This is a genomic window from Pantoea sp. BJFS-204, from assembly GCF_049310725.1.
In the GTDB taxonomy this organism is placed as follows: Bacteria; Pseudomonadota; Gammaproteobacteria; order Enterobacterales; family Enterobacteriaceae; genus Pantoea; species Pantoea agglomerans.
In genome coordinates this window covers 64,113-77,187 of sequence record NZ_JBMOWE010000006.1, presented here as the reverse complement: position 1 = coordinate 77,187, position 13,075 = coordinate 64,113, and the positions used below count along the sequence as shown (strand labels likewise).

At 55.9% G+C, this 13,075-nt stretch carries 10 protein-coding genes; 3 read left to right on the top strand and 7 right to left on the bottom strand.

Translation table 11 applies throughout. The features are described 5' to 3' along the window. Positions 1-4 precede the first annotated feature (4 nt). Complete coding sequence (prlC, locus tag ACO6VX_RS16635) at positions 5-2,047, bottom strand: oligopeptidase A (RefSeq protein WP_045139537.1); 2,043 nt, start codon at positions 2,045-2,047, stop codon at positions 5-7. Between the two features lie 430 nt (positions 2,048-2,477). Here prlC and ACO6VX_RS16630 point away from each other — a divergent pair, with 430 nt between their 5' ends. Both ACO6VX_RS16630 and ACO6VX_RS16625 read left to right on the top strand, forming a co-directional pair. Then, positions 2,478-3,320, top strand: coding sequence for a 23S rRNA (adenine(2030)-N(6))-methyltransferase RlmJ (locus ACO6VX_RS16630; RefSeq protein WP_033768001.1), 843 nt, complete (start codon positions 2,478-2,480; stop codon positions 3,318-3,320). Between the two features lie 60 nt (positions 3,321-3,380). Next, positions 3,381-4,199 (top strand): CPBP family intramembrane glutamic endopeptidase, encoded by an 819-nt coding sequence (locus tag ACO6VX_RS16625; protein WP_022623988.1) that lies wholly within the window; start codon positions 3,381-3,383, stop codon positions 4,197-4,199. Here the strand turns inward: ACO6VX_RS16625 and rnz are convergent. After that, positions 4,196-5,107 (bottom strand): ribonuclease Z, encoded by a 912-nt coding sequence (rnz, locus tag ACO6VX_RS16620; protein ID WP_022623987.1) that lies wholly within the window; start codon positions 5,105-5,107, stop codon positions 4,196-4,198. The genes ACO6VX_RS16625 and rnz overlap by 4 nt on opposite strands. A gap of 128 nt (positions 5,108-5,235) precedes the next feature. On the opposite strand from rnz, the gene gorA reads away from it, so the two are divergent. Continuing rightward, the gene (gene gorA, locus ACO6VX_RS16615; RefSeq protein WP_062759566.1) at positions 5,236-6,588 is read left to right on the top strand and encodes a glutathione-disulfide reductase; all 1,353 of its coding nucleotides are present in this window, start codon (positions 5,236-5,238) and stop codon (positions 6,586-6,588) included. A gap of 284 nt (positions 6,589-6,872) precedes the next feature. Here gorA and ACO6VX_RS16610 read toward each other — a convergent pair whose 3' ends face one another. The 5 genes from ACO6VX_RS16610 to ACO6VX_RS16590 form a co-directional block, all read right to left on the bottom strand. Beyond that, entirely contained in the window at positions 6,873-7,265 is a 393-nt protein-coding gene (locus tag ACO6VX_RS16610) for a winged helix-turn-helix domain-containing protein (RefSeq protein WP_422458231.1), read from the bottom strand. Positions 7,266-8,375: 1,110 nt separating this feature from the next. After that, positions 8,376-9,272, bottom strand: coding sequence for an alpha/beta hydrolase (locus ACO6VX_RS16605; protein WP_022623984.1), 897 nt, complete (start codon positions 9,270-9,272; stop codon positions 8,376-8,378). 742 nt (positions 9,273-10,014) lie between these two features. After that, entirely contained in the window at positions 10,015-10,359 is a 345-nt protein-coding gene (locus ACO6VX_RS16600; RefSeq protein WP_033780939.1) for a hypothetical protein, read from the bottom strand. A gap of 22 nt (positions 10,360-10,381) precedes the next feature. Further along, positions 10,382-11,728, bottom strand: coding sequence for a cation:proton antiporter (locus tag ACO6VX_RS16595; RefSeq protein ID WP_010253425.1), 1,347 nt, complete (start codon positions 11,726-11,728; stop codon positions 10,382-10,384). A gap of 61 nt (positions 11,729-11,789) precedes the next feature. Then, a complete protein-coding gene (locus tag ACO6VX_RS16590; RefSeq protein WP_122889840.1) occupies positions 11,790-12,992 on the bottom strand; it encodes an MFS transporter in 1,203 nt (400 codons plus the stop codon). Between the last annotated feature and the right edge of the window lie 83 nt (positions 12,993-13,075).

Genomic DNA, 13,075 nt, shown 5'->3' with positions numbered 1-13,075 from the left:
CGACTTATCCCTGAATGCCGTAATGTTCCAGCATCGCATCGAGCTTCGGTTCACGGCCACGGAAGCGTTTGAACAGTTCCATCGGCTCTTCAGAACCGCCACGGGTCAGGATGTTATCCAGGAAGGACTGACCGGTTTCACGGTTGAAGATGCCCTCTTCCTCGAAGCGGGAGTAAGCATCCGCCGCCAGCACGTCTGCCCACAGATAGCTGTAGTAACCCGCCGCATAGCCACCGGCAAAGATGTGGCTGAAAGCGTGCGGGAAACGGCCCCATTCCGGACCCGGAACCACTGCCACGCGGCTTTTCACTTCGCGCAGGGTTTCCAGAATCTGTGCGCCTTTCTCCGGATTAAACTCGGTATGCAGGCGGAAATCGAACAGGCCGAACTCCAGCTGACGCAGGATAAACAGCGCAGCCTGATAGTTCTTCGCCGCCAGCATTTTATCCAGCAGCTCTTTCGGCAGCGGTTCGCCGGTTTCAAAGTGGCCCGAGATAAAGGCAAGCGCATCCGGTTCCCAGCACCAGTTCTCCATGAACTGGCTTGGCAGTTCCACTGCATCCCATGGCACACCGCTGATACCGGAGACGCCAGGCGCTTCGATACGGGTCAGCATGTGATGCAGGCCGTGACCAAACTCATGGAACAGGGTGATCACTTCGTCATGGGTGAACAGCGCAGGTTTGCCTTTCACCGGACGGTTAAAGTTACAGGTCAGGTAGGCAACCGGCTTCTGCAGGCTGCCATCGGCTTTACGCATCTGGCCGACGCAGTCATCCATCCAGGCACCGCCACGTTTATGTTCGCGGGCGTAGAGATCGAGATAGAAGCTGCCGCGCAGTTCGCCGGTTTCATCGAACAGATCGAAGAACTTCACGTCAGGATGATAAACCTCAACGTCGTTACGCTGCTTCGCCGTGATGCCGTAAATGCGTTTCACCACTTCAAACAGACCGGCGACCGCACGCTCTTCCGGGAAGTAAGGGCGCAGTTGCTCATCGCTGATGGTGTAGAGATGCTGCTTCTGCTTTTCACCGTAATAGGTGAGATCCCACGGATTAAGCTCGGTCACGCCGTGCTCTTTACGGGCAAAGGCGCGCAGCTGCTCCAGCTCTTTTTCACCCTGCGGACGGGCGCGTTCTGCCAGGTCATTAAGGAAGTCGATTACCTGGGACGGGCTTTGCGCCATTTTGGTCGCCAGCGATTTATCGGCGTAGGAGTCGAAGCCCAGCAGCTGTGCCAGCTCGTGACGCAGCGCCAGCTCTTCCGCCATGATTGGGCCGTTATCCCACTTACCGGCGTTCGGACCCTGATCGGAGGCGCGCGTCGCATAGGCGCGATACATCTCTTCACGCAGCGCCGCGTTGTCGCAGTAGGTCATGACCGGCAGATAACTTGGGATATCCAGCGTCAGCAGCCAGCCTTCCTGCTCTTTGGCTTCAGCCTGTGCTTTAGCCGCCGCCAGCGCGCTTTCCGGCATACCGGCCAGCTCGCTTTCATCGGTAATCAGCTTGCTCCAGCCCATGGTGGCATCGAGCACATTGTTGCTGTAAGCCGAACCCAGCTCAGAGAGGCGCGCGGCGATTTCGCCGTAGCGCTGCTGTTTATCTTTTGGCAGGCCGATGCCGGAGAGTTCGAAATCACGCAGGGCATTATCGACCGCTTTCTTCTGCGCCAGATCCAGTGCAGCGTATTGCTCGCCCTCTTTCAGGTTGCGATACGCCTGATAGAGCCCTTCATGCTGACCAACCCAGGTGCTGTATTCAGAGAGCAGCGGCAGCGTCTGCTCATAGGCTTCACGCAGCTCCGGGCTGTTTTTCACCGCATTAAGGTGGCTGACCGGTGAGAAGATACGGCTCAGGCGATCGTCAGTTTCCGCCAGCGGCTGAACCAGATTATCCCAGGTATACGGCGCACCCTGCGCCACGACTTTTTCGACTTCTGCGCGACAGTGGCTCAGCACTTCCGTCACGGCAGGCACCACATGTTCAGGCTTAATGGCAGAAAAAGGGGGTAGCGTAAAAGATGTCAGTAGCGGATTGGTCATAGCGCAGTCCTTTATAGATGTATGGGGCGCAGCGGGTCGCGCAACGCAATCTAAGTAACATGCGGCTTAGTGTAGCGAAAATCAATGGCAGCCAGGATGAGGTGGGGAAGAAACGCGCGAATAGCAGCACGGAAGATGCACGCTTTTATCTCATGCACATGATGCTGGCTGGCGCGTCGGGGAAGATTTGCGGTCGCTTTCCGTGACTGCGTGCCGGGAACCACACGCCCCGCCCTGAGCGGCTTGCGGTAATCCCGATTTGTTATCACGCTTCTGGCCCATCAACAGGTCATCCCTGATATAATCGCGGATTCTCATGCTTTTCCTGCGTCGGTTGCTGTGCGTCGTTCTGTGGGTAATACGTGAGGTAATAATTGGTATAAATTGATTTTCCATCAATTAAAACCTTATACATTCAACAGGATAAACAATGCTGAGTTATCGCCATAGCTTCCATGCTGGCAACCACGCCGACGTGCTGAAGCACACCGTTCTGAGCCTGATCATCACGGCGCTGAAAGAGAAAGAGAAACCGTTTTTCTACCTGGATACCCATGCGGGCGCAGGTCGCTATCAGCTTAGCGGCGAGCACGCCGAGCGTACCGGTGAATATCTGGAAGGCATCTCACGTATCTGGCAGCAGCCCGATGCGCCGGAATTGCTGCAACCCTATTTTGATGCGATTCGTGCGCTGAACCGTAACGGGACGCTGCGCTACTATCCGGGTTCGCCGCTAATTGCCCGCCATCTGCTGCGTGAAGATGACAAACTGCAACTCACTGAGCTGCACTCCAGCGACTATCCGCTGCTGCGTAACGAATTCAGCAAAGACAACCGTGCCCGCGTCGATCGTGCCGACGGTTATCAGCAGTTAAAATCGAAACTGCCACCGCCGTCACGTCGCGGTCTGGTGCTGATCGATCCGCCGTATGAGATGAAAAGCGACTACCAGGCAGTGGTGAAAGGGATTCAGGAAGGCCATAAACGTTTTGGCACCGGCGTCTTTGCCTTGTGGTATCCGGTGGTTTTACGCCAGCAGATCAAACATATGCTGCGCGACCTGGAAGCGACCGGCATTCGCAATATTCTGCAAATCGAACTGGCGGCCCGTCCGGACAGCGATCAGCGCGGCATGACCGCCTCCGGCATGATCGTGATTAACCCGCCGTGGAAGCTGGCCCAGCAGATGAATACCCTGCTGCCGTGGCTGCACCAGAAACTGGTTCCGACGGGTACCGGCCACTACGCGGTTAACCAGATCGTACCCGAATAACTCTCTTTGTCTTCTACGCCGCTCACTACCGGTGCGGCGGCGTTGTACCAGGTCTTTACCATGTGGATCATACTGGCTGGCGCGCTGGCCGCGCTGCAACCGGCCCGACGGCTGGCATTATTATTACTGGCGCTCGCCACACTGCTGGGTTTTTATCAGGACGTGTTAGCGTGGCCGGTGCTGCTGCTGTTTACCGGCACCGCCGCTGTGGTGGCACTCCGTATTTATGACCGTGACCATCATCGACGACAAATAGTGACCGAAGCGCTGCTGGTGCTGATCGCCATCGGGTTGCTCCTCCATCTTTTTCCAGGCTTTAATAATCCCCTTAAGGCAGAGGATGTGCAGGCCGGACCGCACAGCGTGCCTTTCAGCTTCGGGTTTAACTTTGATAAAGCGCTTATTCCTTTTGTACTGCTGGCCTGCCTGCCGACGCTGTTTCGCGCGCCTGCCACGCCACCACGCTATCGACTACCCGCCGCACTGGCGCTGATCGCCGCCATTCCGCTGCTGCTGTACTGCGCGGTATTATTGGGCGGATTAGCGTTTGAGCAACATACGCCGGACTGGCTGGGCCCATTTATGCTCGCCAACCTGTTCTTTGTTTCGCTGGCGGAAGAGGCCCTGTTTCGTGGCTATCTGCAGCAGCGATTAAAGCAGGTAGTGGGCGGCATCCCGGCGCTGTTACTGAGCGCGCTGCTGTTTGGTCTGGTGCATCTGAGCGGCGGCCTGTTGCTGGTGATCTTCGCCACCCTGGCCGGGCTGTTATATGGGCTGGCGTGGCACTGGAGCGGCCGCTTATGGCTGGCGACCGCCCTGCATTTTGGCCTTAATCTGACCCATCTGCTGTTTTTCACTTATCCCGCACTGCATCATTAGAGGTTAAAAACCGCCAGATCCCAGGCCAGCTCGGTGCAGGGAAAAATCGTCTGGCACTCCGCCAGCAGGCGGTTCATGTCTTTTGCCAGATAGCGTGAACTGAAATGGGTGGCGATCAGCCGTTTTGCCCCGGCGCGTTTTGCCACTTCGGCGGCCTGCAGTGTGGTGGAGTGCCCGCGCCCGTTGGCTTTTTCCACCATCGCGGCCTCCAGCGTGGTTTCATGCACCATCACATCAACATTGGCCGCCAGTTGCAGCGCGACCTCAGTAGGTGCCGTATCGCCAAAGATGGCCAGCGTTTTGCCGGGTGTCGCGGGGCCAAGATAGTCAGCACCGTTGATTACCCGCCCATCTTCCAGCGTCACGCATTCACCCTGCTTCAGCTGCTGAAACCACGGGCCGCGTGGCACCCCTTCCGCTTTCAGCCGCGCAGCATCCAGCAGACCGGGTTTGTCATGCTGTTCAATGCGATAGCCAAAACACTCCACCGGATGGCTCAGCGGCCAGGCGCTGATACGAAACTCACCGTCGTCCAGCGTCCAGCCCGCCTCAATCTCAACGATGGTCAGCGGGTAGTCGGTGTAAGAGCCGCTGATCGACAGCGCCGTCTCAACAAAGGTTTTTAATCCCCTGGGGCCATAGACCGTCATCGGTGTGGTCAGCCCGGCCATTGACCGGCTGGTGAGTAATCCCGGCAGCCCGAAAATATGATCGCCATGCAGATGGGTGATAAAAATCTTATCCAGCTTGCCCGGTTTGAGGCTGGAGCGCATAAACTGTAATTGTGTGCCTTCCCCGCAGTCGAACAGCCAGGTTTCACCACTCAGCGCGCGGGTAAAAGCAATAGACGTGACGTTACGTTGCAGGCTGGGAGCACCGCCGCCGGTGCCGAGAAAAGTAAGGTGCATGGTATGCTTCCCTGTAAGCGAGTGAAAAAACAGAACCCTATTACAATCATAGGCGCAAACTTTGCGTCATTTCGACCCGCAGCGTTACACTCAACCCCAATTTTTTATGCAACCGGATGGATACTTCAATGACCCGACATTTCGACTATCTCGCCATTGGCGGCGGCAGTGGCGGCATCGCCTCAATTAACCGTGCGGCTATGTATGGCCAGAAATGTGCCCTGATTGAAGCGAAAGAGCTGGGCGGCACCTGCGTGAACGTGGGCTGCGTGCCGAAGAAAATCATGTGGCATGCCGCGCAAATCGCCGAAGCGATCCATCTCTACGGACCGGATTATGGCTTCGACACCACCGTGAATCGCTTCGACTGGGCCACACTGGTGAAAAACCGCAGCGCCTACATCGATCGCATCCACAACTCCTATGACAACGTGCTGGGTAAAAACAAAGTTGAAGTGATCAAAGGCTTTGCCCGCTTTGTCGATGCGCACAGTGTTGAAGTCAACGGCGAGATTATCACGGCTAACCATATTCTGATCGCCACCGGCGGTCGTCCGGTCCACCCTTCTATCCCGGGTGCAGAGTACGGCATTGATTCCGACGGTTTCTTTGAGCTGGACGCGCTGCCAAAACGCACTGCGGTCATCGGCGCAGGCTACATTGCGGTTGAGCTGGCTGGCGTGGTTAACGCGCTGGGATCGGAAACGCATCTGTTCGTCCGTAAACACGCGCCGCTGCGCAGCTTCGATCCGCTGCTTACCGAAACGCTGGTCGAAGTGATGAACAGCGAAGGCCCGGCGCTGCACACCGAATCTATTCCAAAAGCTGTGATTAAAAACGGCGATGGCAGTCTGACGCTGCAGCTGGAAAACGGCAGCGAATATACCGTGGATTGCCTGGTCTGGGCGATTGGCCGTGAGCCCGCCAACGATGCCCTGAATATTGACGCCGCTGGCGTCGCGCTGGACGACAAAGGCTATATCAAAGTCGATAAATTCCAGAACACCAATGTGTCAGGCATCTACGCCGTGGGCGACAACACCGGTGCGGTTGAGCTGACGCCGGTTGCGGTCGCGGCGGGCCGTCGTCTCTCTGAGCGTCTGTTTAACAACAAACCGGACGAGCATCTGGATTACAGCAATATTCCGACGGTGGTGTTCAGTCATCCGCCGATTGGTACCGTGGGACTGACCGAGCCGCAGGCACGGGAACAGTATGGCGACGACCAGGTGAAGGTTTATAAATCGTCATTTACCGCCATGTACACTGCGGTAACCCAGCATCGTCAGCCGTGTCGCATGAAGCTGGTCTGTGTGGGTGCAGATGAGAAGATTGTCGGCATTCACGGTATCGGATTCGGCATGGATGAGATGCTGCAGGGCTTCGCTGTGGCGCTGAAAATGGGTGCCACTAAAAAGGACTTCGATAACACCGTGGCGATCCATCCGACCGCCTCCGAAGAGTTCGTGACGATGCGTTAATTCCCCGAACAAAATACTATTGGGAAAAACTGGTCATCAGGGCCAGTTTTTTCCTGCAACTTCGCTCAACGAAAATTAATGCGCCCGCTGACGCGAAATGTAAAACCTGCGTTTCTCTTCATATTATCAACACCCAGCAAGAGCCAGGCTGATTAACAGCGAAAAAACCGAACCGACAGTAATTAAATCCATTTATATATGAAATTATTTAATGACTACCGATTATATTCACAGGCGCGGCGTCCATTTCCACAGGATTATCGTTAGTGAATTTATCGCTGTGCTTAATGAATGCCTGAAGTGATACGACTGCTAAATAACCTCTCCACGCTGTCGCTTTTGAGGAGATAGCCTTTCTTCGAAACTCTCAGGATCACATCATCACTTAAACCCAGAAAAAAGAGCTTCGACTTTAAATTAGACATAACCTGCCAGACCCGCTGCGTAGAAGAACTCAGTCCATGTTTATCCCAGACGTTCTCCATAAGTTCCGAATCCGTGACAACATCAATAGTGGCATTTTCAAAAAGATACTCTAATACGTGCGACATGGTTTTTCTCAGGATGATATCGTCACCATACCCATTCAGACAAATTAGTCGCTTTGTCTTGTGTAAATAAACCACGTTCTCTTCAATAAGATAGCCAATAAAATTTACTTCATTACCCGGTAGCATGATATTCTCCAGAACAATGATGAAAACAAGATAATAACTTTTATTCAGGTATTTAAAAAACATCCCTTCATTATTTGTACATCACTTTTTAATCAGCCCTGGCCACGTCTTTCCATTGTTCCTGGTCTGTAATAGCGATGCCTCGATGATCGTCATGCATATAACCCTTTGTTGTGTGTTAAAATCCTGGCTATCCACCTCGCCACATCGTTAATAAAAAGTAATAATAAATAAGTCTGTTCTGGCGGAGAAGCAGACTGACCTTAATACTCATCCGACAGAGTGCAATAAGATGTTGTTGCTTATCATCGCCGGCAAGAAAACTTAAATATTTCTTAGTTAAATCAGAAACCACCGATAAACTGACCAGGATGGATTGCTGTCTGATTTGCCTCATCTTATGCGTAGCCGTTATGAAATCATCTAACGTTAATGAAGACAATAAAGTGGGATTTTTATTTTAGTTCAAAACTTACGGTTTTTATTACGACCATCTGTAGCAGAATCAGCCAAAATAAAGCTTAAAAGAAGAATCGCTTTGGATTGAAAGACGATTGCGTCATCCGAACACGCCCGCTTCAACGCTTTCATTAGTTTTTTTATAATCCATAAGACCTGATATTTCTGGCCAATTTTTGATCTGTATCAACTGGCAATATATCGATGGAAAAAGCAAAGTAATGGCGGAAAAACAGAAGCAAAAGATATGAGACAGGAATGTTCTTTGCCCGGGAATTAATCAGATCCGTTTGTTTATTAAGATAATTATTAAAGCGTCCTTATTTAGCTATTTTGTACCCTACTAACGGCAGGAGATTGTCATCTCATTGTATACAGAGTCAGAAATAAGCGTGAGTGCCCCTTAGCTCCGTACACCCTCGTTAACGTGATAAATAAGAATGAGTTATTAATGCGCCCTGACCTGTCAGCATAGTCCGCTGATATCAATATTAAGGGGTTGGGTCTGGCTCTGGATTGGGAGATTTAAGATGGCAGAGGGCGCAGCATTAACCGGGACCGGGACAAAGGGTCACCTTCGATCTGGTGACCTTGCGCCAGGCAGGGGGAGAACGGATCCCCCGGTGCAGTCGTGCACCGCGCCAGTGCAACTCAGCTCACGCGATCCAGCCAGCGAACATAAGCCTGATCCCATAGCGCCGCTGGCGTGCCCGCCTTGCCAAGGCCAAAGCCATGCCCGCCTTTGCTGATCTGAATCAGCTCAACCGGCACACGATTACGGCGGCAGGTATCGCGCATCAGCTCGGTGTTGAACGGATTTGAGGTGTGATCGTCCTCGGCCTGCGCCAGAAACGTCGGCGGATATTGCCGGGTTACGTAGTTCTGCACTGACCAGTTCGCCTCATCCTGCGGCGTGGCATTTTTGCCGACCATCATCAGATGGGTATTGGTGTGCTGATAAGGCGCTTCCAGGGTGATGACCGGATAGATCAGACCCACGCTGTCGACTTTGGGCACCACTTCATCCAGCGGATCGATGGCCGGATAGGATTCAAAGTCCGGACGCGCCGCCGCCAGCCCCAGCAGATGCCCACCTGCCGAGAAGCCCAGCACATGCACCTTGCGCTCAAAGGATCGCACCAGCCGGATGGCACGCTGCGCATCCTGCAGCGGTGCCAGCCGCCCCGCCTGCCACTTCTCATGCGGCAGCCGGTAGCTGAGCACATAGGCGGTATAGCCATTGGCATTGAGCCAGCGCGCGACCGGCCAGGCTTCGCGTCCCATGCCGATCCAGCGATAACCGCCACCCGCTGCAATTAATACCGCTTCGCCATTGGGATTTTCCGGTTTAAAGCGCTGAATCGCCGGGCTGACGATATTTGACCAGGAACCGGTGCTGTTAATATGCAACTGGCCCGATGGGCCGCCGCCGCCGGGCGGATCGTCCGGCCAGAGGGGAATAATGTCATCGCGGGCAAATATTTTGCCAGTGGTCATGGAGAGCCCGAGCGCTCCCGTGCCGAGAATAAAGCGTCGACGCGTAATCATAATGCCTGTTATGTGATACCAGAAGAGTGAGCAAACCGTTGCGGCAGGCTGCGGTAGAATCAACAGATGCAAGTCGGGTGCCATGGCTGGCGATTATGTACGCAATGGCCCCTGAAAAGCCATAAAAAAACGCGCCCGCCAGGCGTAATGCTGATCAGTTAAGATTAGATTTGTAAAGGCTGTCACGGTCAAACGTGGCAGCTTTTTTCCGGGCGAGCGAGCCGCAGTGCGGGCCTGAGCACCTCTGCTGCTGCCGGGCCGTCCTCGCGCCGCTCACGCGGTACCTTCGGCTTTGACGTCGTGCCGACGAACCGTTCGGGGATCGGCCCTCCCTGGCCGGCCCCGAACTGTCCACGCTTCCCGGCGTGGACTTCTGGCCCGCCGTCACGCCTCAGCGCTGCGGATAACCCTTTCAGCAGCAGAGGCGCTCAGGCCTCCACTCTCGTGCCCTTTTTAACAATGCACACTGAAGTTTCAGAGCAGGCCGGTGGCGATCAGGAGCAGGCAATCCGCAGCGCTGAACAGAATGAGTCTGCCAGGAGAGCCCGCAGGACGCGGGCGAAAGGCGGGGCGGCACAGGATGTGCCATCCCCGGCGGTCCGTCAGGCAGGCGAATGAAGTGAAGGAACCGCGCAGCGGCGCGAGGACCGCCAGCCCCTGAGCGGCACCAGACTGCGTTATCACCTGTCGCTTAACTGGCTGGCATTAGCCGGCAGGCGCGTTTTTATTTAATCCGATGCGGTTAATCTTCCTGCTGGAACTGCGCCATCACGGCCTGCTCACACTGCTGTTCGTTAACGCGCAGTTTGGCACGCTCATCATCACCCAGCTGCAGCCAGGCACTGGCCACTTCACGCGCGGACTCTTCATCGAACTCGGGCTGATTCATCGCCGATGACGACTGACTGCGCGCCACGGTGGACTTCATCTGGTCGACATATTGATCCGCGCTGGCGACCTTTTTCTCGCCGCTGACAATGTGGCACAGCTGACTGGCATAAACATTCTGCTCAGTGTCAGCCTCGTCCGCCGCCAGCGCGCTGCCGGTGGCGAGGATGCTCAGCAGCACTATCTGAGTTACTTTCATTCTTAACTCCTGTTAGTTCGGGTTAAACCTTACGCTGAAGGGCTTCAAGGCGTTTCTGACGCCAGTTCAGCAGCGGCGACACGGTGGTGCCGTGGACCACCACGCTGCAGACCACCAGCGTTAACGCCATATTGGTCATAATTTCCATCTGCGGGCCTTCCATACCGTGCGTCCAGGCATAGGCGATGTAGTTCAGACTGCCAATCCCGCGGATGCCCAGCCAGCCAATCAGCAGACGCTGCCCCAGCGGCAGTCCGGCGCGCAGCGTCACCAGCCAGACGGCCAGTGGCCGCACTACCACAAACAGCACCAGGCCAATCAGCACGCCGTAGATGTTCCAGTGTTGCGCCAGCGTCACGCCCAGCACCACCATCATGCCAGCCGCCAGTAAACGTTCAATAGTATCGCCAAAAGAGAGGGCGTCGCCTACCACAAACCCTATCGACTTCACCATATTGTTGTCGCCCTGATGCGCCAGGCGTTTGTTAGGGTTCACCAGTGCTTCAGAGGGCAGCACGCGCTCGTCGTCAGAGAGATCGTCCGGCTGATGGCGACGGAATACGCCCATCTCAGCACGGCGTAATCCCAGCCCGGCGGCGAAGGCAGCCAGGAAGCCGGAGGCACCCAGCCACTCCACCAGTGAATAACTCAGCGCAATCAGCGCCAGCGCCAGGAAATCATTGGGTGCCACATCGCCATTGGCATTGCGCAGTCGGGTCGCCAGCAGGCCAATCAACTGCCCCAGCACGAAACCGATGATCAGACCGCCGCCAATTGCCCAGAGCACCTCGACCGCACCCCAGTGCCCCAGCATCGCCACGCTCAGGCTTTCGCCATTAAACAGCAGCAGCGCCAGCATCAGCAGCGGCAGCGCGGAACCATCATTCATACCCGCTTCGCTGGAGATTGCCACGCGCAGCGAGTCATCATCCTGCGCATCGTTGACCGAGATTAAGCTCGCCAGCACCGGATCGGTCGGCGCAACAATAGCACCAAACGCCAGTGCAATCGGCCAGTCTAATCCCACCAGGAAGTGCGACAGCAGGGTCATCGCGGCCACGGTCAGCAGCATGGCGGGAAAAGCCAGTTTCAGCCCGGTGTGCCAGCAGTTATTTTGCAGCGGCTGACGCAGCTTGAGGCCGGTGATGAACAGCGAGGCAGCCATGGTGATTTCAGTGATGTGCGCCACGGCTTCGGAATGGGTAACAATATCGATGTGGATAACATCAAATCCCCACGGGCCGCACAGCATGCCCGCGATAAGGAACAGACCAAATGAGGTGACTGGCCCCCGGTGAATCCAACCGGAAGCCAGCGACATCAGCAGCAGAAGGCCGCCCGTCGCTGCTGTCCAGGCTAAAAAGTTCATAACACTCCAGATTATTTCGGGTTTATGAATAAGCCTGGCACATTTTTTGACGGGCGAGGTGTCAGTTTTTCAGGTGTCGACTGGCGAAGCGGACCGCCAGCGCGGCTGCACCGGCTAAGGTCGAGAGCGCAACCACGCCATTCCAGCCCCAGTGTGCCAGCGCCAGACTTCCCAGCGCCGCACCGGTGGCCATACCGATAAACACCACGGTAAACAGCAGCGCATTCAGGCGGCTGCGTGCTTCCGGCGCCAGGCCATAGACCAGCGTCTGATGCGCCACCAGGGTGGCCTGCACCCCTAAATCGAAGCCGATGGTGCAGAGGACAATCAGCGCCAGCTGGGCCGGCATCGGCAGCAGCGGCAGCAGAAACATCAGCGCAAAGGAGATTGTCACCAGCGCGGCGCCAGCCTGCGTGACCCTTGCCGGACCGATGCGGTCAGCAAAACTGCCCGCCAGCGGTGCCGCCATGGCACCCGCCGCACCGGCTAAACCAAACGCCCCGGCCACAGCACTGTCCAGATGAAAGCGGTCGCTGAGCATTAACGCCAGCGTCGACCAGAAGGCGCTAAAACCCACTGACAACAGCCCCTGAGCCAGTGCGGCACGACGCAGCGTCTGATGGTGACGCCACAGGTGCACCAGCGACAGCAACAGGCGCGGATAGCTCACCGAGGTGCCTGGCGCGAAACGCGGCAGTATCCGCCACAGCGTCAGCGTAATCAGCAGCACCGCCAGCGCGGCAATCATATACATGGTGCGCCAGCCGAAATACTCTGCCACCACCCCGCTGACCACCCGCGACAGCAGGATGCCCACCAGCAGCCCGGTCATCACCGTGCCGACTGTTTTACCCCGGCTGCGTTCCGGCGCCAGCGCCGCCGAAGCGGGTACAATATCCTGCGCCACCGTGGCGGTCAGGCCGGTGATAAAACTGGCAATCAGCAGCGCGCTGAGTCCACCGGAAAAACCACACAGCAGCAGCGCCGCCACCAGCATTAAGCCTTTGATAAAGATAATGGTGCGCCGGTCATGACGATCGCCCAGCGGAGCCAGCAGCAGGATGCCCAGCGCATAGCCGGCCTGGGTCAGCATCGGCACCATGCCGACCGCGCCGATGCCAGCGTTAAACTGCTTGCTGATGATATCCAGCATCGGCTGGCTGTAGTAGATCGACGCGACGCTGAGTCCGGCACCGGCGGCCAGGGTAAACACCAGCGGCGCAGAGAGCGGTTCATTTTGAGTCTGGGTCTGTATGGCTGACATGCTGTAATCCTCATCATTTCGTCCTGCCATTAAAGCGCATTGCGGTTATACGCGGTAGACTGACATCAGGCAAAACCGTTATA